The following is a 19,493-nucleotide window of genomic DNA, read 5'->3' as shown; positions in this document are numbered from 1 at the left end:
GCGATAGAGGTTTCTCGGCGAGCAGCGAGCGCTTCGGCTCGGCTGCTCGCGTGGACCCCCTCGAAGCTCACGCCTTCCGGTAGTGATCCTGCATCGGATAGTGCTTTGCGTACCAGGCGAAACACGCCGCAGGCTCGGCGTCGAGCTGGAGTCGCAAATCCGTCGTGAACAAATCCGTCGTGAACTATGGACGTTCGCTAGCAGACGCCGTGGCCGCTACACATGCGGCCTGGCAAGCAGACGCTTGGTGGGGGGAGGGATGCCTTCACCGTTGCAGCTCGGCTTCATCAAAGCCGCGCCTCTCGATGTGCTCGTTGCGGCGCTCGCATAGACGAGCCGGCAATGCGCCCGCGCACAGCGGCGCGGGCGCATGGAAGCCGCTTAGAACTTCACTGCATACTCCATCCGCGCTGTCGTGCCGGGCGCCTTAACCAATCGGTCAGCACGGTTCGACATTTCCGAGCTGTTCGGGAAATAGTCTTCGTTGAACAGGTTCTGCACGCCGAAGGAGAGCGCACCCGGTCCGATTTCAAGCCGCGTCAGCAGATCGATCGTGAGGAAGTCGTGGATCTCGCCGCGGGCGAAGCTGGTGATGTCGCCGGGAAACTCGTTGCGGCTGCCGGAATAGAGCGCCTGCAGGCGCACGTTCCAGCTCGGCGTGATATCGAAATCGGCATACGCGGTCAACTTCTCCGGCGGAATGCGATCGCCGCCGAGCGGCGTATCGACGCGGTCGTCGCCATTGGAGTCGAACTCGCCTTCGATCCACGTATAGGTGCCGCCGACGCGCAGCCGATCGGACACGTCGTAGCTCATCAGCAGCTCGACACCTTCGATCTTTTCGGGCTGGCGCAGCAGAATCAGGTTGCCGATGTTCACCGGATCGTTCACGTAGCGCGTGCCCAGGTCCGAGCGGCTCTGGAAGTAGGCTACCGAGCTGGAGAAGCCGCCGCTGCTCCAGCGCAGGCCGCCCTCGTAGTTGTCGATGACCTGCGCCTTGGGATTCAGCTGATCGACGGTCGTGGCCGAGCGCGCCTCACGCACCGCCAGCCCGATATCGCCGACACTGAATCCCTGAGAAAAGCCTGCGAACACGCTCAGCGCATCGGTGATATTCACGACCACGCCGGCGTTGAACACGGTCTCGTCATAGTCGAGGCTGCCGCCGTCCACCTGCACCTGGTTGCGTAATGCGAAGAAGCCGGCTACGTCGAGACTGATCTCCTCGTGCCGCACCCCGCCCTGTACCACCACGCGATCGCCAATCGGCAACTCGAGTTGCAAGAACCCCGCGACGCTGTCCTGGTCGAGTTCCGGCACGAAGATGCGCCCGTCGAGGAACGGCTGGACGGTCTCGTCGCGCACCACGTCGATACCCCACAACGCGAATGCGCCGGGGCCAACGAAGGCGAGCGGAGTTTCCATATCGAACTTCAAACCGAGTTTCTCGGAACTGATCATCGACTGGCTGCCGCCGAAGCGCGCGCGGTCGAACGAGTACACCTGGTTGAACTCCTGATAGAAGGTTTGCAGGCGCAGCTGCGAGCCGAGCACGTCAGGGTGACTGTAAGTGATCGCGGCCACCAGGTTGTCGTTGGCCTCGTTCACGGCCCGCGGATCTACTTGCCCGCGGATCGCGCGGGCCGGGGTGCGAGTTGCCATGTTACCGTTCTGCGTGATGTAGGCGGTATCCTGCTCCTGATCGTAGTAAAGAGCGCTCAACTCGAGTCGGCCGTCGCCGATTGCAAAGCCGGTCTTGCCGAACAGGCTGAAGATGTCCGAGTCCGGCAAGCCGCCGTTGCCGTGCTGCGCCGGTGGGATGCGCTTGCCGTCGGCGTCCCAGAAGGAATTGATCTGCTCGTAGGAGCCGCTGAAGAGATAGTCGGCCTGATCGCCGCCGCCGGAGACGCCGAACCGTGCTCGCGGGCTATAGCTGTCACCAAAATGAGTGAGCGAAGTGCTCAAGGCAACGCTCGCGTCGAATTGTGCCGGGCCCGGCGTCGGACGCTTGGTGAGATAGTTGATCACGCCACCCGCGCCGCCGTTGCCGTACAGCGCCGAGGACCCGCGGATTACTTCTACGGAGCCGATGACGGACGCATCGAGCGCACGCAAGTCGCGCCCGCCGTCGCGCAGGGAAATCGAGACTGGAATGCCGTCGATGAGCACTGCCGGCTTACGTCCTCGCAGTGTCTGATCGAAGTTGCTGCCCGAGTTCGAGGAGGTGCCGAGGCCCGGCACCGTCTGCGCGAGCACCGTCGCGATATCCGTTGAAAGCGCCGCCTGCTTTTCGATTTCGGCAGCATCGAGCATCGAAACCGAGCCCGGGAAGGAGGAGACCGAGCGAGGCAGGCGGGAGCCGCTGACGATCAGCACCTCGATCTCATCGAGCCGCTCCGTGGCGACGTTCTCGGAAGAATCTTGTGCGGCGGCGTTGGTGGTGAGCGCCACGGCGAGCGCCGCCATGGAAGCCGCAGCTCGTGAAACCACTGTACTCATCGGAATGCTCCCCATTGTGTCAACCATGCCAGACCAGGACGCTGATGTGGTCCCTGTGAATAATGATGTTATAAAAAACAGGGTGCCTTATATGGTCACAAAAATCAACAACCGCCGACTTTGAACGACTGTCGCCTGCGCGCCTCGGTGCCCGTAATGTCCTGACAAGTAGGCACCACCGGATGCGCAGCCATCGACGTTGTGGGGCGAGCCGGAGCCAGCCGCCCGCAGTCATGAGCGTCGCTTGGAGCGCACCTTGCGCACGCAGAATCGCCAAACGCCAGTCGCACAGAGTCCCGCCAGGGCCAGCCCGACCAGCGCGGTCGCGATACGCGTGATCAAACCGCCAAGCTCGCCGGTGTGCAATGGAAACAACGCGTCGATCACGTGGTTGCTGGTCGGTTGATGGATGGCGTCATGCCGATGCAGAACAGCTCCGGAGTGCGCGTCTATGACGACTTCCGTCGTGCCGGCGACGCGCCTGATCTCGCCGGGTTGTCGAAATCTCACCGCATAGACGCCGTTCGTTGCGTTCGGCGGAGTGATGACGGCGAGCCGCGCTTGTGGGAACTCCGCTCGAGCCCGCGCCAGCGCCGCATCGATTCCCAGCCAATTTCCGGTCGGCTCGGCGGAGCGCATGTCGGGCGTCATCGAATGTGGAACGACCTGGCTGACGGCGACGCGCACGGGCGTCGACCAGACGAGATAAATGCCGGTGATCGCGCTCATCAGCAGGAATACGCCGGCTACGAGGCCGGTCGATCGATGCATGGCGTAAAGTGACGCCTGTGCAGGCGCGCGCCACGGGATGCGCAGGGCAGCGCGCCACGATTGTTTCCTGGGCCACCCGACGCGCGCGCCCAGCAAGAGAGTCGCGAGCAGGAACATGCCGCTGATGCCTAGCAGATTCATGCCATTGCGACCCAACAGCATGTCCCGGTGGTAGGTATAGATGAGCCGCGGAAGGCCGGCCCGCGTGAAATCGCCTTGCCACGATCGAACGCCGAGTACGCTTGCGTCGGCTGCGTGCACGATGACTTCGAGCGTGGCTCCAGCAGTACTTCGCACGCGGACACTGTAGATACAACGCTCATCTTTTCCAGCAGCAATGCGTTCGACTCGACTTCCGCCTGCTGTGCGTTGCGCTGCCGCCGCAACGTCGGCAACAGTCGCATTACCCGTACAGCGCTCACTTGTGAAGTGCGGATTGAGCAGTTCGTCCAGTTCGTCGTGGAATACCAGCGCGGCCCCGGTCAGCCCCTGCACGGCCCACAGCGCAGCGAGCACCAGGCCGATCCAGCGATGCGCGGTTGCGTATAACCTGGCTCGGACTTGGCCAGAAGTTGAAAAGGATCGCAAAGATCACTCCAGGGTCATCATTGTGCTTGCGCCGCGGGCTTACTTTTATCACAATAAAAGACACCACGCGAAATCGCGTCCACTTTGCAAGCTCGTCCGCCGCAAAGAGTGCGGCCGAGCGGGCCAACCGGAGCTCCAAATGGCTTCATTGCCTGCGCAGTCCGCCGAGCTTGAAGCGCTCTGGCTGCCGTTCACGCCGAACCGCCGCTACAAGCGCAATCCCCGACTCATCAGTGGCGCGCAGGGCGCCTATTACTTCACGCCTGCCGGAGACAAGCTGCTGGATGCTGCAGCTGGCCTGTGGTGTGTGAACGCCGGCCACAATCGCGAGCCGATCGTGCGTGCCATCCAGGAGCGGGCCGCCCAGCTCGATTATGTGTCATCGTTCAACGTCAGCCATCCGCCCGCATTCGAGCTGGCGCGGCGTTTGGCCGCACTTGCCCCTGCGGGGCTCGATCATGTGTTCTTCACGAACTCCGGCTCCGAGGCCGTGGACAGTGCTTTGAAGATTGCGCTGGCCTATCACCGCGCGCGCGGGGAGGGGCATCGTCAACGCTTCATCGGGCGGCAACGCTCGTATCACGGCGTGGGTTTTGGCGGCTTGTCGGTCAGCGGCATTGGCAACCATCGCAAGCAGTTCGGCACCTTGCTACCCGGCGTTTCTCACCTACGTCACACGCACGACCCGGCCCGCAACGCGTTCAGCCGGGGCCAGCCGCGCTGGGGTGCCGAGCTGGCGGACGATCTGGAACGACACGTACAGCTGCACGACGCTTCGTCGATAGCCGCCGTGATCATCGAGCCGGTCGCAGGCTCCACCGGCGTGCTGCCGCCGCCTCAGGGCTACCTGGAGCGGCTGAAAGCCATCTGCGACAAGCACGGCCTGCTGCTGATCTTCGACGAGGTCATCACCGGCTTCGGCCGCATTGGCGCGCCGTTCGCGGCGCAGCGCTTTGGAATCACCCCAGACATCATCACCTCCGCCAAGGGACTGACGAACGGCGCCGCGCCGATGGGTGCAGTAATCGTGCGCGATGAGATCCATCGTGCGCTCATGCAAGGCTCCGACTGGAGTCCCGAGCTATTCCACGGCTACACCTACTCGGCCCACCCGCTGGCCTGCGCAGCGGCAGCGGCAGCGCTGGATGTGTACCAAGGGGAGGGATTGTTCGACCGCGCGCGAGAGCTGGAGTCGCACTTCGAGGACTGCGCGCATGCGCTGCGCGGACTGCCGAATGTCACGGACATTCGCACGATCGGGATGCTCGCCGCCATCGAGCTGGCGAGTGATCCCGATGCGCCCGGCCGGCGCGGTTATGCGTGTTTTGAGGAATGTTTTCGCCGCGGTGTCTATGTCCGCTGCAGCGGCGACATCCTGCTGCTGTCACCGCCACTGATCGTCGACCGAGCGCAGATTGAACAGATTTTCGCGACGCTCGCACGTGCGCTTACAGAGGGTTCGACGTGAGCGCGATCGCGAGCGCCAGCGGCGCTTCTATGTCCTACGCTCCGCCACGCCAGTTCATCGATGGCCAGTGGCGGGAGGGCGGCGGCGAGGAGTTGATCGGCATCGTAGATCCGGCGAGCGAGACAGAGATCGGATCGTTTGTCGCGGCTTCACCGGCGGACATCAACACGGCCCTTCAGGCGGCGGCTCGGGCATTTCAGGTATGGCGAAAAGCTCCTGCGTGGGAGCGGGGCAAGCGCTTGCGCAAGATCGCCGAACTGCTGCTGGAGCGCCGCGCGGCGATCGCCGCGACGCTGACAGCAGAGCAAGGCAAACCGTTCAAGGAGTCGCTGAGCGAGGTCGACACGGCGGCGGCGACATTCGAATGGTTCGCGGAGGAAGGCCGGCGCGCCTACGGGCGGATCATCCCCCCGCGCGCCTGCGACGTCGTCCACGAGGTGATCAAACAACCGATCGGCGTCATCGCCGCCTTTACGCCCTGGAATTTCCCGCTGCTCACGCCAGCGCGTAAGATCGCGGCGGCGCTTGCGGCTGGCTGCACTTGCATCATCAAGCCAGCCGAGGAGACGCCAGCGAGCTGTGCAGCCCTGATGCAGATCTGCGCCGACGCGCAGCTGCCCGGAGGCGTAGTCAACATGCTGCTGGGCTCGCCGGAAGCAATCAGCACCGCGTTGGTTGCCGCGCCAAGCGTTGCGAAGATTTCGTTTACGGGATCCGCTGCGGTTGGCCGTATTCTCATGCGACGTGCCGCGGAATATCTCAAGCCGACGACGATGGAACTGGGTGGCCATGCACCGGTGCTGGTATTCGATGATGCTGATGTCGAAGCCGCGGCATTCATGGGGGTCGCGTCGAAGTTCCGCAATGCCGGACAGCTGTGTATCTCTCCAACGCGCTTCTTTGTTCACGAGAGCGTCTTCGAGAAGTTCGCAGAACTATTTGTGGCGCACGCCGCGCGTCTGCGCCTCGGCCCAGGTCATTTGCCGGAGACCGATATGGGGCCGCTCGCCAACGCGCGGCGCCGGTCCAGCGTGGCCGCAATGATCAAGGAGGCCAGGGATCGCGGCGCCGAGTGCGTGGTTACGCCCCGTGGCCTGCCGGCGCGCGGCTACTTTCATGCACCAGCAGTCTTGATCGACCCGCCGGCCAGCTCGCAATGCATGACCGTCGAGCCGTTTGGACCGATCGCCGTGTTGTGCCGCTTCACCGATGAGGAGGAGGCCGTGCGACGCGCCAACGAGCTGCGCTTTGGCCTCGCGGCCTACGTGCACACTCGTTCGCTTACCAGGGCACATCGGATGCTGCGCGAGATCGAGGCGGGCATGGTCGCAATCAATCACTATCAGGCGTCTCTTCCCGAAGGCCCGTTTGGTGGCGTGAAGGACAGTGGCCACGGTGCCGAGTGCGGCATGGAAGGTCTCGATGAGTTTCTGGTTGCCAAGCTCGGCAACATCTACCTGGCGCGCTCGCACTGAAGGAATCGCATGTCGAAGTTGAATATCTACGATCTGGGCAGCACGACTTCGTTCGCTTGCCAATACGATCAGCGCTTCAGCTATTGTTTGTACGTGCCGCCGCAGTTCAGCGAGGAAGCACGCACCAACTTCCGCTTGCTGGTCGCGGTACACGGCACGGAACGCAAGTTCCAGCGGCTGCGCGATGACTTTGCGGCGCTCGCCCGCGAGCACGATTTGATCGTCCTCGCGCCGTACTTCCCGTGTGGAATCATTGAGCCGCGCGATCGCGACAACTACAAGTACCTGGACTATCGCGGGATCCGCTTCGACCGGGTACTGATATCGATGATCGATGAAGTGGTGGTGCGCTACTCGCTCTCACGTCACCGAATGCTGATGTTCGGATTCTCCGGGGGCGCCCATTTCTGTCACCGCTTTGCTTACTTGTATCCGCAACTGCTTGCGGCCATTTCGGTAGGCGCGCCGGGCTCGGTAACTCTGCTCGATGCGCAGGCGGACTGGTGGGTCGGTGTGCGGGACGTGCAGCAGAAGTTTGGCCGCACCATGGACTACGCGCAGCTGGAGCAGATTGCCGCACACGTGACCGTAGGCGAAGAGGACGAGGAGACCTGGGAGATCACGCATCACCCTGGTAGCGCACATTGGATGGAAGGAGCGAATTCCGCGGGCCGCACGCGCAAGGAGCGCGCAGCGACACTCGTGCGGAGTCTGCGCGAGCATGGAGTTGATGTGCAATTCGAGGAACTTCCGGGTGTGGCCCACAAGACCGCGCCACACGTCGAGGCCGCGATTCGTTTCTTCGGTGACTGGCTCAGTGCACACAGTGCGCGCTGAGCTGCGCTCAACGCAACGTATCTTCCGCCTTCAGCGTCTTCGGCACGACGTCCGAAGCAAGCGCCAGGTGGCGGCGCATGAGTGCCGCGGCAAACTCCCGCTCGTTGCGCTCGAGAGCATCGAGAATGCCCATGTGCTCCTGCGCGACGACGATGATGCGCTGCTGGCCATAGACCCAGTGGTAGTTGAGGAAGCGGCGGATCTGATTCTGCTGTTCGATCGAGGACAGGATGAACCGGTTGTTGGAGGATGCCGCGATCATGGTGTGAAAGTCGGCGTTGACCTGGAACAACTGGATGCTGGAGAGCTGCCCCGGCCGCGCACCCATGATCTCCTCATGCGACTGCCGGCAGCGGATCGCCCACTGCTTGTCCAGCTTGAAAGTAGGAGCAAGGATGCCAGCCGGCTCGATGATTGAACGGTAGTAGTAGCTATCGGCATGCGCCTGCTGCGAGCTCAGCAGTTCCACGAAGCGCCAGCCGTACCCTTGCTTGCGCTCTACCGCGCCGTCGCGCGACATGCGTTCCAGCACCTTGAGCAGCACACGGCGGCTGACACCGTACCGGCGCATCAGATCCGACTCCGAGAACTGGCGCGGCAGTTGGCTAGCCACCTGATCCTCCGCGATCTTCAGATAGAGCTTCTCATCCTCGGTCTGCTCCGGTGCGAGCTTCACTTTCGCCAGCTTGGCCTTGCGGTTGTTGACGACGTGTCCGATGCCGGGCTGGAAGCGGGCGGCTCCTATCTCCGTCAGATATTGCAGAGCTACCGAGACCGGCGTGCGCGACACGCCGAATTTGTGCGCGAGACCTTTGGCGCTCAAGGGGCTGCCGGGTTCCAGCTTCTCTTCGCGTATCTGTTCCAGGATCTGTCCGGCGAGCCGCGCCTGCAGGCGCGTCAGCTCCGTCGATGTCTTGCTCGGCATGAGTCGACTGTTCCAGTGACTGTTGACTGCGGTGGAGTATGCCATGCACGACCATCGCTTTGAGCCGCGCGGCGGACCCTGGACACCGTGGGCCTATCGTGGCATGCTTTTTTGGTTTATAAAAGACATGCCTCAGGCACCAACTGGAACAAACATGAAGCATCGCCTTTACCGGCTGGCGTTGGCAGCCTGCTTTGTCTTGGGGAATCACGTGGTCGGCGCTGCTTCCACATCTTCCGACTGCAGCGCGCCGCTTGCCGCCGCAAAAAGCGAGAAGCGTCTGTTGATCTATTCCAACGTGGCCGACTACAACTGGAAGCCGATCCTGGATGCATTCGCGCGCCGCTACTCGTGGATCAGGGTGGAAACGCTCGACATGGGCCCGTCAGAGGCGTTCGAGCGGTACTACGCCGAGTCCGCCGCCGGCAAGTCCTCGGCCGATCTGATCGTGACTGGCGCACCGGATGCCTGGCAGCGCTTTGTCCAGCGTGCGCAGGTCGAGCCCTATAGCAGTTGCGAGGCGGCCTCGTTGCCCGCCTGGAGCATGCCGTTCGAAGGGTTGTACACGTTCTCCACCGATCCGATGGTCCTCGTGTACAACAAGGTGTTGCTCGGGCCGAGTGAGCGACCCGGTAGCCTCGGCAATCTGGTGGCGATTGCCGAGGCGAATCCGCAGCGTTTCAAAGGAAAGTTCGCTACCTACAATGCAGCCTCGCACTCGTTCGCGTACGTCATTCACTGGACAGTCGTCCATCAGCAGGGAGAAGCCGGCTGGAACACGCTGCAGCGTCTGGCCCCGTTTACGCGTCCCGAGGCGGGTGGTAGCGCCATGGTCGAGAAGGTGACCACTGGGGAGTACGTCGCGGCGTTCTATGTCTCCGGTGTTGCGGCGTTTCCGAAGCTGATGAACACCAAGCTCGAGAAGCTGGTCGGCTGGAGCTTGATCGGCGATGGTACGCCGGTGGTGACGCGAGGCATGGCCATCACCAAGCATGCGGCGAATAAGAATGCGGCGCGGCTGCTGCTCGACTTCATTCTGTCGCACGAGGGGCAGGTCGCCGCCGCGCGTGGCGGCATGACGCCCTACCGCGAGGATGTACTGGATTCCGAGGTGCCGTTCTTCACATACCGCAAGCTGAAAGCGCATCTGGGAGCGCCCCGCAACACGATATTGACGACCTATCATCCGGGATTGATCGAGGAGCGAGAGGCATTCCTCGATCGTTGGGACGGGTTGTTCCCGATGAAGAAGTGAGCGGGTCCATGCGTGACTCGCTGCCACGAGCGCTCGTCATTCAGTATCTGGTGGCCGCGGCGACGCTCCTGCTCGTCGCCGCGCCGCTGCTGCCGATCCTGCTGCAGTCGTTCTCCGACAGGCCGCTGTATGACGGCGTGCATATCCTGTCGCTCGACAACTACCGCAGGCTGCTGACCGATCCGCATTTCTACGCGGTCACCTGGAACTCGCTGCGTCTTGCATTCTGGACGACGGTCATCGCGCTCGTGCTCGGCGTCGGCATGACGCTGCTGATCGAGCGCACGAACATTGCGTGCCGGCGCTTGCTGCGAGCGCTGATGCTCAGCCCGCTCTACATCTCTCATCTGGTGATCGCCTTCGGGTGGTTCGTGATGTACGGGCCGTCGGGCTACGTCACTCAGTTCTTCAGCAACTTGCTCGGCTACATCCCCTGGAATCTGTATTCCATTGGCGGCATGTCGGTGGTTGCTGGCACTGCGCAGGCATCGCTGGTCTATCTCTTCTGCTCGAGCTCCGCGGCGATGGCGGACTCTTCACTGGAAGACGCCGCGCGCTCGACAGGCGCAACGCCGATGCGAGTGCTGTGCTCGATCTCGTTGCCGCTGATGCGACCGGCGATCATCTACAGCGCGCTGCTGAATTTCATCGGCTCGCTGGAGATGCTCTCCGTGCCGCTCGTCTTCGGACGTCCAGTCGGCTATGACTTCTTCACCACGTATCTCTATCGCGAAGGGCTGCATCCCGCCTCGCCCGACTACGGACTGGTGGGCGCGGCCGCCGCCATGTTGCTGGTCCTGATTTCGCTGTTGCTGGTGCTGCAGGGCCGGTTGCTGGCGCGCTCGTCGCGCTTTATCACCGTCAAGGGCAAGGCCAGCAGACCGAAGCTCACCGACATCGGCAACTGGCGTGTGCCCGCGTGCGCACTCTTGTTGTGCTATCTCATCGTCGTGCTCGGCGTGCCCGTCTTGGGGTTGGCACTGCGCTCGTTTACCGCGTTCCTGACGCCGCTGATGGCTCCCTGGGAGTTGCTGACGCTGGACAACTATCGCGCCATCTTCGGCTACGAGGCGTATGTCCGCTCGATCTGGAACAGCGTGATCATTTCAGTCGTCGGCGGCGCAATCGGCGTGGCATTGATCGCCACCGTCGCGCTCGTCGTACACCGCTCCGACTTCCGGTTCCGCCGTCCGCTCGAATTCGTGGCGCTATATCCGCGCGCCATTCCCGGAGTCGTCGCCGGCCTCGGCATCTTCTGGGCGACACTGCTGCTCGGCTTCATGGCGCCGCTTCAAGGCACCATCTGGATACTGATGATCGCGTTCATCATTCGCAGCATTCCCACGGCGTACGGCGCGCTCGCGCCGGCCTTGTTGCAGATCGGGCGGGAGTTCGACCAGAGCGCGCGTTCCGCCGGAGCGGACTGGTGGACCGCCTGTACGCGAATCATCGCGCCGATCTTGAAGCCCGCATTGTTCTCGGCTTATGTGCTGCTGTTCCTCGCCTTCATGAAGGAATACTCCTCCGCCGCGTTTCTGTACGCGCCGGGGAGCGAGGTGATCGGAACGGTCATGCTGTCGTTCTGGACCAATGGCGACGCCGGACCGGTCGCCGCGCTGTCGCTAATCCAGATGGTCATCACATTTGCTTTTGTGTACGTCGCGCGACGCGTGCTGCGGAGTTCGGATCATGACTGAGTTGCGTCTGGAAGAGCTGACCAAGGCCTACGGGCGCCTGCATGCAATCGACTCGGTGTCGCTCAGCGTCGAGCGAGGTGAGTTCCTGACCCTGCTCGGCCCGAGTGGCTGCGGCAAATCGACGACGCTGTTCGCGATCGCCGGGCTCGACCGGCCGACGAGCGGCCGGATACTGGTGCGCGATCAGATCTTCTTCGACGGCGCGAGTGGTCGCTTCGTGCCGCCGGAGCGTCGCAACTGCGGGCTCGTGTTCCAATCGTACGCACTGTGGCCCCACCTGAGTGTTGCCGGGAACCTCGCTTTCCCGCTGAAGATCCGCAAGGTCGCGCGCGCGGAGCAGACGAGGCGCATCGCCCAGGCACTGCGCCTGGTCGAGATGGAGCCGTTCGCCGACCGCTATCCGCACGAATTGTCGGGCGGCCAGCAGCAGCGCGTCGCGCTCGCGAGAACGCTGGTATTCGAGCCTTCGCTGCTGCTGCTCGATGAGCCGTTATCGAACCTTGATGCAAAGCTGCGCACGCGAGCGCGTGTGTGGCTGAAGGAGTTGCACACGCGCCTCGGGCTCTCGACGATCTACGTTACACATGACCAGACCGAAGCGCTGGCGATGAGCGATCGCATCGCCGTGATGAATGGCGGGCGGATCGTCCAGCTCGATGCTCCGAACGAAATATACCGCCGCCCCGCGAACGCCTTCGTGGCGGACTTCCTCGGGTTCGGCAACCTCTTGCGCGTGACCCGCCGGGCTGCGCGGAGCGATCTGATCGAGGTGGCCCTGCCGACGGGTGATGTGCTGCTTGCTTGCGACTCCCCGCACGTGCGTCCCGGCGAGGAGGTAGTCGCGGCGGTGCGACCGGATCACGTCCGTGTGGAAGGAGAGAGCCAGGCGCCGGGCGCGGACACAACGAACAGGCTCGCCGGCTTCGTCACCGGTTGCACTTACATCGGCGGCAAGTATCAGTATCAGATCGCGGTCGGTCCCGACTGCATTCTGGGCGAAGACGAGCGTGAATATGAGATCGGAGCGAAAGTGTGCGCCGCCTTCAAAGCGGCAGACACCGTGCTCGTGGCGGCGGGCGGCATCGGCAACGGGTACTGATCGCAGCTGAATGCGTCTGTCTGCTTGGCCGCCGATGGGCTCCTGAGCCTGTCACGAAGGGCTCACCACGTACTTCTCCGCGCAAGGCGGAACTCACGATAAGTACCAACGCCATCGTTAGTACATTACAGCCCTTGTCGCGCAGCGAGTCGCGGTGGTCGAATCTCGGTTTCTCAAGAGCAAGAGATACTGCAAGGGGCTCTCCCGATACTGCGACTTCTATGAAAAGAAGCAGACCGACGTGGCAGTTGACTATCTACCTGCTAAGTAGGTGTCAGCAAACAAAGGCGCCCATCCAGTCCTTGTCGCGAAGCGCCCGCGCAACGCTATTCTGGCGAGTTGGCTGACGCGGCAGGGGATTGCGACGCCGGTGCAGCAGCCCGTCTGCTGTTGCATCCGCAGCCGGCCTGCTACTACGATGACCGCCAGGCCCGTCAGCCGGGAGCGTTTCATGCTATTCGAGACAGTGGTTTCCGGCGGCTGTCGCTCCTATCTCATCGGTTGCGATGAGACGTGCGCAGCGGCATTGATCGATCCCGAGTTGTCCCAGGCCGATCGTTATCTCGCGCTGGCCGCGCGCGATGGCTTGCGGATCAAATATCTCGTTGATACTCACACCCACGCGGATCATTTCTCTGCCACGCAACAGCTGGCGAAGCAGCTCAATGCGCCGGTCGTGATGCACGGGTCGAGTCCGGCACCGTTCGTCGATTTGCGCTTGCAGAGTGGCGAGTTGCTGGTAGTCGGCAAGCTGCGGCTGCAGGCGATGCATACTCCCGGTCACACGCGGGACTCGATGTGCTTGACGGTAGAGGATCGCGTCTTCACCGGCGACACGTTGCTCATCGGCGGGACCGGCCGCACCGATCTACCCAGTGGCGATGCCAGTGCGCTGTACGACAGTCTCTTCAACGGAGTATTGAAGCTGGATGCGGCGACGAAAGTATTTCCGGCGCACGAGTACAAGGGTCGCACGCATACCACGATCGGCCAGGAGCTCGCCGAGAATCCGCGGCTGCAGCAGCGCGATCGCGCGGCGTTCATCGAGATGATGCAGAGTCTCAATCTGACGATGCCGACGCACATCACCGAAGCGCTGCGCACGAATATGACGGGAGGCAAAACGGTCGCTCAGATGTTGGCCGAAGCGGCCGCGATCGTGCCGTTCATGTCGCTCGCCGAATTGAACGCATGCATCGAATCGAACCGGTGTGACTTGCTGGTGCTCGACGTGCGCGAGCGCGACGCTTTCATGGAAGGTCACATTCGAGGCGCGCACCATCTGCCCCGCGGGCAGCTGGAGTTGCGAGTGAATCAGGAGCTGCCGGATCCCACTCGCAGGATCCTGGTCTATTGTGAATTCGGCAGAGTGTCGACGCTGGCCACCGCCACGCTGCGACAGATGGGGTTCAAAGGCGCCGTTGCGTTGGACGGCGGAATGAAGGCGTGGCGTGAGGCAGGGTATCCGGTCGTAGCGGCATGATGCCGATGGAAAACCAGTGCAAACGGATTTGGCAGGATCGTGTACGGCGTGGCGGGAATGGAGCTGTCTCCGACGATCTTCGACAGTTGCTCCTGGGTGAGGCCCTTTCGCTTTCTTACCGCTGCGACCCCGTTGATGAGGTCGGCTTCAATCAACTTTGCTGGTCTTTGAAAGAGGCGGCTTTGCGGCCTTGACCGCTGTTTCTGTGAGAGGGGACATCCACTGTCCGCGCGGAGTGAGCACCTTGCGCGAGCCGACACGCGTCGCTTGAGCCAGGCCATTCCGAACGCTTCGGCTGGTGGTACTTCATGGCGCGGCTCTTCAGTCATGCATTGCGAGCGCGAAGCGCGACGGTCGCGACACGCTTGTGTCGCTGCGCGGGCGGGGGCGCCTGCGTAAGCCACTCTTCATCGCGCGCCAGAACGGAAACGTCGACAGCTTCGCCCCGTCGATGTCGATCGCATTGAGGAGCTCCGCGGCACGCAAGGAAACGCTGCCCCTCCGCTGTCCCCCGGTCGCGCCGAACTCAACGACCGCCCGTCGTCGGCCTCACAACCGAATGGTTTTATATGTTTCGGATTGTTGCATCTGTTGCACCGAGCGATGCGAGTTGTTGCACGGCCCGCACGTGATCAAACACGGGCCGTAGTTTGCGCCCACCGTCTGACGGGCAAGGTTTTGCTATATCAGCCAGCAACATGGGCCTCGAGCCGCCACTCGAAGGGGATGACGATGGACGATGGAAACGTTCAGCAGTGGACCGGGACAAGATGGCCGGCATCGTATTTGCAGAGTGGATCCCGTCGGCGTGCAGAAGCCGACGAGCAGGGGATCTTTGCCGTTGAAGTTGGGAGCGTACCGGGAATAGACATTTCGCATGATTTCGATGTCGGGGGCCGCTGCAGTACTTGGAGACCTGGAGTCGATAACAAGCCGCGCCGCAAGCGCTTTCATCAAGGGGATCAATGTGAAGAGAAGTCAGTTCTTGTCCCAAGCGTTGCGCTCGACCGCGTTCAGCGCCGCGTTCGGCATGATGGTCGGCCCGATGTTTCTAGCGGTGGAGACTGCCCACGCGCAGCAGGTGTTTGCAGGCGAGCGCGTGCTCGAAGAGATTACGGTGTCCGCGCGCAAGCGCGACGAGTCATTGCTCGACTCGCCGCTCTCCGTGCAGGCGTTCACGTCGCAGGAGATCGAGTCCGCGGGCCTGCGTAATCTGGAGGATGTTGCCGCGCTGACTGCCGGCATGGATTTCCAGAAGCTCGGCAACTCGCAGTCGGGCCGCTACAACAGCGCGATCCGCTTTCGCGGCCTCGAATTGCAGGTCACCACCCCCAGCAGCCAGACGGGTTCGCTGTTCGTCGACGGGGTCTACATCTTGGGCGGCGCCGCGTCGCTGCAGTTCACCGACATCGAGCGCATCGAGGTGATCCGCGGCCCGCAGGCCGCGTATTTCGGCCGTGGGACCTTCGGGGGTGCGATCAACTACGTGACGGCCGATCCGGCGAGGGAGTTCCGCGGGCGCGCCAGCCTCGATTACAGCCCGAGCTTTGGTTCTACTGGCGTGACGAGCAGCGTCGAGGGCCCTCTGGGCGAGACGCTGAGTGGTCGCCTGTCGATTGCGTCGAACAAGCGCGGTTCGATGTTCACGGCCACCGACGGTGGTGCGCTCGGCGAGGAACGCACCGACATGGCCACGGCCTCGCTATTGTGGCAGCCCACCGATGCGCTGAAGGTCAAGTTCCGTGCACTGTATGGCGAGGATAATGATGGCGCGGCATCGAGCACCTACGTGCCGTTTACCACCCACGGCAACTGCCCGATTGGCACGCCGATCACCGTGCGCACGACGACCGGCGAAGTCGCCACCACCATGCGGCGCGACCTTCACTGCGGCGAGGTGCCGGTCGTTCCGGTGAGCAACAACACCACGTTCTATACTGTCGACACCACGCAAGGCCCGCAGAACAGCTATGACATCTTGGTCGGCAACGCCGGCCTGCCGGCGACCGGCACGCCGTCCTTGGATCACTTCGGCCTGCGCTCGATCTTCCATCTTTACACGGGTTCGGTCGACTATAAGTTCAACGACGCGCTGACGTTGTCCGTGCTCCTCGGCTACAACAAGCGCGATACGACGCAGATCCGCGATGACGACAACTACGATACCCTCGGCCGCGTGACCAAGGGCTTCCTGAGCCTCGAGTCAGAATCCGCCGAGACGCGCCTTTACTACGACGGCGGCGGGCGGCTCCGCGGCATGGTTGGCATGAACTTCTTCAGCCAGGATTCTTTCGGCGATATCGACGGCGGCATTGGCCTGGTGACCAACCTGTTCGGCGTGCCGCTGATCGGCACCGCGGGCGGCGCCATCGACGCAAACCAGACCGATACGTTCGCAGTGTTCGGCGCGATCGACTACGACGTCTTCGACAAGCTAACGCTGAGCATCGAGGGGCGCTACCAGGACATCAGCTCGGAGAACCTCGGCGGAGTCTATCCGGGGCCGTACACGTCCACGAAGGCGTCGTACAGCAACACGTTGCCGCGCTACCTTCTGACGTACAAGCCCTTCGACGGCACGAACGTTTACGCGAACTACTCCGAGGGCGCGCTTGGAGGCAGTCGGAATAGCGCGTTCGCGATCCGCACGCCGGCCGAAAAGGAAGCGATCCTGGCGCTGGTGCCGGGCGTCAGCGAGGAACTCGCGCAGCAGAAGCTCTCGTCCTACGAGATCGGCTGGAAGCAGAACCTGCGCGAGTGGAATGCGTGGTTCTCGCTGTCGGCCTACTTCATGGAATGGGAGAACATCCCCGGTTCAGCGCAGATAAGCTTCATCAGTCCGACGACCAATGCGCCCGTGTCGGTTGGCGTCCAGCTGCCAGGCACTGCCGAGCTGAAGGGCGTAGAGGCCGAGATGCGCTGGCAGCCGCTCGATCCGCTCGTGCTGCATGCAATGGTGGCCTATGTGGATGCGAAGTACACAGATTTCATCAGCGCCGGCCTGAACTCCACCTTCGGCCTGACCGGCCGCAGCTACAAGCCGGATGGCAAGACGCTGCCGCGTTCGCCGAAGGAGACGTTCGCGCTTTCAGCTACCTGGACCGATTCGCTGAATGCCGACTGGGATTGGTATGTGCGCGGCGACGCCACGCACGCGGGCAAATCCTACACGGACGAAACCAATCTTTCGTGGATCGGGGCCTACTCGCTGTTCAACGGACGCGTCGGCTTTGCGCGTGGGGATAGCCTGAATGTCGAGCTGTACTGCCGCAACTGCCTGAACAAGGATGGCTGGCGCACCGGTCGACGAGGCTCCGACTGGGCCGACACCTCGCCGGTGCCGAACACCCTGGCGCGTCAAGGGGCGATCGTTCAGCCGCTGGAAAAGCGCGAGGTTGGTCTGCGTGTCCAGTTTGAGTACTAGAGGTGAAGGGTGGGCGCGCGGCTCACGCGGAAGGTAACCACGAAATGACGCACCGTGGAGCATCCGCGCTGTGTGCGCTCGCGCACTAAGAGATTAATGCGGCTAATTAGCGGCTACTCATAAGGGTGGCCCTGGTCTCGCTTTCTAATAACGGAGATTACTGTGGATCGACGCGAACTCTTGATGTTATCCGGTTCTCTGGCGGTGGGCCTCGGAGCCAGCAGCCTGCCACGGGGGGCGTTTGCGGCTACGGGCGCGACTGTGCCTGCGAGCTTCAAAGGCCCGTACATCGATCTCACGACCGGCAAAGGCAATATGCTCGCCGCAGTCCGGATTGACGCGAATCTCGATGAGAGCAAGCAGAAGTGGGCCAGCGTCAGCGGCGTGGTTGTCGGGGTGCGCGACGGCGAAGCGCTGCGTGACCTCTTTGGCTTCGAGGTGGTCTCGGTGGCGCGCGCATGGAAGCAGCCAGACGGGGTAGATGGCCAGAGCTACCGTGTCCTCCATCGCGAAACAATCCTCTATTCGGACCTCGCGACCGGCGACATTCTGACCGAGTGGCACAACCCCTACATCGACGAACGGGTCAGGGTGGTCGACGTCGTCAATGACCCATGGAACCATTTTTTTGCGGAGAACATTCGACCGCGCGGTGGGCCGGACTACGGCGGCCTCAACCCGACTAAGGAGGGCGCACTGCGGCCGTACAGCATGCGTTTCTACGACGCGGGCAATGGCATGGTCATGAATCAGACTCACGTCAACCTCTATTACCGTGCTGCCTTGCAGCCGGACAAGTGGCCGCGCGAGAGCGCCGGCCCGATGAACCGGGTCAGCGAATTCTTCACCAACGTGGTCAAGCTCGAGGATCTGCAGAACCCAGACAAGACCTCGGTACTGCATCAAGGATCGTGGATGCGCGTTACGCCATGGCTACCCTGGATGCTGATGGGCCAGGCACCCGGCCACATCCTCTACCACTCCACCGTACAGTCGTTCGACTCGCTGGACGGATTCAAGCCAAAGGTGCGCGCGCACATGGAGAAGCACCATCCACACATGCTCGAGGCACCGCCAAAGGAGTACTGGGAAAAGCCGAACCTCTCGAGTCTCGAAGTCTATGCACGCGACCAAAAGCCCGCCCCGGTGAAGACCAAGCCCTGAGCTGACCAGCGACGCCAGCCGCTTTGCGCGGATGCCGACGAGGCCCTCGTAAAGAGGGCCTCGTCAGGCTGGGACAGCTTGAGCAGGAGAACGAAAAGCTCAAGAAGATATTGTGTCCGGAACGCGACCTCGAAACGTGTGACCGCCTGGTGTCTGCAGGAGCCTGGCTCGCCCTTCTTGTTCTTGGTCGAGCTCGGCGCTGATGATCGTCGCATCGACGATCGTACCGTTGCCGATCTTGATACCGTCCCCACGTCGGCACAGCTGCCGCCGGACGGCATCGGACGGTCCGCGAGCCAAATCTCGCGGAAACATTTGTTTCTAGGGGGTTAGCGATGCCGACGGACGGTGTCGGACGCTGAGATGGTGCGGTGGAGGGCACCGCATCTGAAGCGTAAGGCGTTGAAACGCTTCAAACTATTTCTAGCCCAGTAGCCCACTTACCCCCAAAGTTCCCCCGCGCGCCTCGGTTGCCAGGCGCCGCTCGCCGTGATTGAGCCACGGCGAGCGGCTAACCACAACCTGCACAACCGAGGTGCAAGTCATGGCTGCGGAAGATTCTATCCGGTTGCCGCTGGCTGCCTATGCGCCGTCCATCGTCGGGCGGCGGGGCGGTTTGGCATGAACGACCAAGAGGTATCGGTTCGAGAGCGTCTAAACGGTCAGGGTGAGCCTGCGCAGATTAATTGAGTCATCACCCCGGGGATTCTGATCACGGTCGATGAGGCAGCACGGCTCAGTGCCCTCACGGATCGTGACCGATTCGGCGATCGTAGGGGGGCTCAGCTCGCTGGGGTTGGGTCGAGCT

13 protein-coding genes are annotated in these 19,493 nt (G+C 62.6%); 9 read left to right on the top strand and 4 right to left on the bottom strand.

The genetic code is table 11. The features are described 5' to 3' along the window. Window positions 1–381: 381 nt before the first annotated feature. Together VGE08_RS02215 and VGE08_RS02210 are read right to left on the bottom strand one after the other, a co-directional pair. Window positions 382–2,499 (bottom strand): TonB-dependent receptor, encoded by a 2,118-nt coding sequence (locus VGE08_RS02215; RefSeq protein WP_331066215.1) that lies wholly within the window; start codon window positions 2,497–2,499, stop codon window positions 382–384. 231 nt (window positions 2,500–2,730) lie between these two features. After that, window positions 2,731–3,858: a PepSY-associated TM helix domain-containing protein gene (locus VGE08_RS02210; RefSeq protein ID WP_331066214.1), complete on the bottom strand. Its 1,128-nt coding sequence runs from the start codon at window positions 3,856–3,858 to the stop codon at window positions 2,731–2,733. Window positions 3,859–3,997: 139 nt separating this feature from the next. Here VGE08_RS02210 and VGE08_RS02205 point away from each other — a divergent pair, with 139 nt between their 5' ends. The 3 genes from VGE08_RS02205 to VGE08_RS02195 are packed head-to-tail and all read left to right on the top strand — an operon-like array spanning window position 3,998 to window position 7,638. Then, window positions 3,998–5,326, top strand: coding sequence for an aspartate aminotransferase family protein (locus VGE08_RS02205; RefSeq protein ID WP_331066213.1), 1,329 nt, complete (start codon window positions 3,998–4,000; stop codon window positions 5,324–5,326). Next, window positions 5,323–6,801: an NAD-dependent succinate-semialdehyde dehydrogenase gene (locus VGE08_RS02200; RefSeq protein WP_331066212.1), complete on the top strand. Its 1,479-nt coding sequence runs from the start codon at window positions 5,323–5,325 to the stop codon at window positions 6,799–6,801. The genes VGE08_RS02205 and VGE08_RS02200 overlap by 4 nt, the downstream gene beginning before the upstream one ends. A gap of 9 nt (window positions 6,802–6,810) precedes the next feature. Beyond that, window positions 6,811–7,638 carry a PHB depolymerase family esterase gene (locus VGE08_RS02195; RefSeq protein ID WP_331066211.1) on the top strand — a complete coding sequence of 276 codons (828 nt, stop codon included), beginning with the start codon at window positions 6,811–6,813 and terminating at the stop codon, window positions 7,636–7,638. A gap of 7 nt (window positions 7,639–7,645) precedes the next feature. Here VGE08_RS02195 and VGE08_RS02190 read toward each other — a convergent pair whose 3' ends face one another. Next, window positions 7,646–8,563 (bottom strand): GntR family transcriptional regulator, encoded by a 918-nt coding sequence (locus tag VGE08_RS02190; protein WP_331066210.1) that lies wholly within the window; start codon window positions 8,561–8,563, stop codon window positions 7,646–7,648. Between the two features lie 154 nt (window positions 8,564–8,717). Here VGE08_RS02190 and VGE08_RS02185 point away from each other — a divergent pair, with 154 nt between their 5' ends. From VGE08_RS02185 to VGE08_RS02170, 4 genes are all read left to right on the top strand, one after another. Continuing rightward, window positions 8,718–9,818 (top strand): ABC transporter substrate-binding protein, encoded by a 1,101-nt coding sequence (locus VGE08_RS02185; protein WP_331066209.1) that lies wholly within the window; start codon window positions 8,718–8,720, stop codon window positions 9,816–9,818. 8 nt (window positions 9,819–9,826) lie between these two features. Then, window positions 9,827–11,515: an iron ABC transporter permease gene (locus VGE08_RS02180; protein WP_331066208.1), complete on the top strand. Its 1,689-nt coding sequence runs from the start codon at window positions 9,827–9,829 to the stop codon at window positions 11,513–11,515. Next, complete coding sequence (locus tag VGE08_RS02175; RefSeq protein WP_331066207.1) at window positions 11,508–12,614, top strand: ABC transporter ATP-binding protein; 1,107 nt, start codon at window positions 11,508–11,510, stop codon at window positions 12,612–12,614. The genes VGE08_RS02180 and VGE08_RS02175 overlap by 8 nt, the downstream gene beginning before the upstream one ends. Before the next feature lie 451 nt (window positions 12,615–13,065). Continuing rightward, on the top strand, window positions 13,066–14,097 hold the full coding sequence (locus VGE08_RS02170; protein WP_331066206.1) for an MBL fold metallo-hydrolase: 1,032 nt from the start codon (window positions 13,066–13,068) through the stop codon (window positions 14,095–14,097). 978 nt (window positions 14,098–15,075) lie between these two features. On the opposite strand, the gene VGE08_RS02165 is transcribed toward VGE08_RS02170, so the two are convergent. Continuing rightward, window positions 15,076–15,276, bottom strand: coding sequence for a hypothetical protein (locus VGE08_RS02165; protein WP_331066317.1), 201 nt, complete (start codon window positions 15,274–15,276; stop codon window positions 15,076–15,078). Here VGE08_RS02165 and VGE08_RS02160 point away from each other — a divergent pair. Together VGE08_RS02160 and VGE08_RS02155 are read left to right on the top strand one after the other, a co-directional pair. Next, window positions 15,179–17,521 carry a TonB-dependent receptor gene (locus VGE08_RS02160; RefSeq protein WP_331066315.1) on the top strand — a complete coding sequence of 781 codons (2,343 nt, stop codon included), beginning with the start codon at window positions 15,179–15,181 and terminating at the stop codon, window positions 17,519–17,521. The genes VGE08_RS02165 and VGE08_RS02160 overlap by 98 nt on opposite strands. A gap of 162 nt (window positions 17,522–17,683) precedes the next feature. Then, window positions 17,684–18,685: a DUF1838 family protein gene (locus tag VGE08_RS02155; RefSeq protein WP_331066205.1), complete on the top strand. Its 1,002-nt coding sequence runs from the start codon at window positions 17,684–17,686 to the stop codon at window positions 18,683–18,685. The last annotated feature ends 808 nt before the right edge of the window (window positions 18,686–19,493 follow it).

Source organism: Steroidobacter sp. (genome assembly GCF_036406195.1).
GTDB lineage: Bacteria > Pseudomonadota > Gammaproteobacteria > Steroidobacterales > Steroidobacteraceae > Steroidobacter.
Note: the sequence above shows the minus strand (reverse complement) of the source record. Positions and strands in the feature narration are given on the sequence as shown.

Excerpts from the sequence above, each read along its gene's own strand:
- VGE08_RS02195 (WP_331066211.1), top strand. The coding sequence starts at position 6,811 with ATGTCGAAGTTGAATATCTACGATCTGGGCAGCACGACTTCGTTCGCT.
- VGE08_RS02190 (WP_331066210.1), bottom strand. The coding sequence starts at position 8,563 with ATGCCGAGCAAGACATCGACGGAGCTGACGCGCCTGCAGGCGCGGCTC.
- VGE08_RS02180 (WP_331066208.1), top strand. The coding sequence starts at position 9,827 with ATGCGTGACTCGCTGCCACGAGCGCTCGTCATTCAGTATCTGGTGGCC.
- VGE08_RS02170 (WP_331066206.1), top strand. The coding sequence starts at position 13,066 with ATGCTATTCGAGACAGTGGTTTCCGGCGGCTGTCGCTCCTATCTCATC.
- VGE08_RS02215 (WP_331066215.1), bottom strand. The coding sequence starts at position 2,499 with ATGAGTACAGTGGTTTCACGAGCTGCGGCTTCCATGGCGGCGCTCGCC.
- VGE08_RS02175 (WP_331066207.1), top strand. The coding sequence starts at position 11,508 with ATGACTGAGTTGCGTCTGGAAGAGCTGACCAAGGCCTACGGGCGCCTG.
- VGE08_RS02205 (WP_331066213.1), top strand. The coding sequence starts at position 3,998 with ATGGCTTCATTGCCTGCGCAGTCCGCCGAGCTTGAAGCGCTCTGGCTG.
- VGE08_RS02185 (WP_331066209.1), top strand. The coding sequence starts at position 8,718 with ATGAAGCATCGCCTTTACCGGCTGGCGTTGGCAGCCTGCTTTGTCTTG.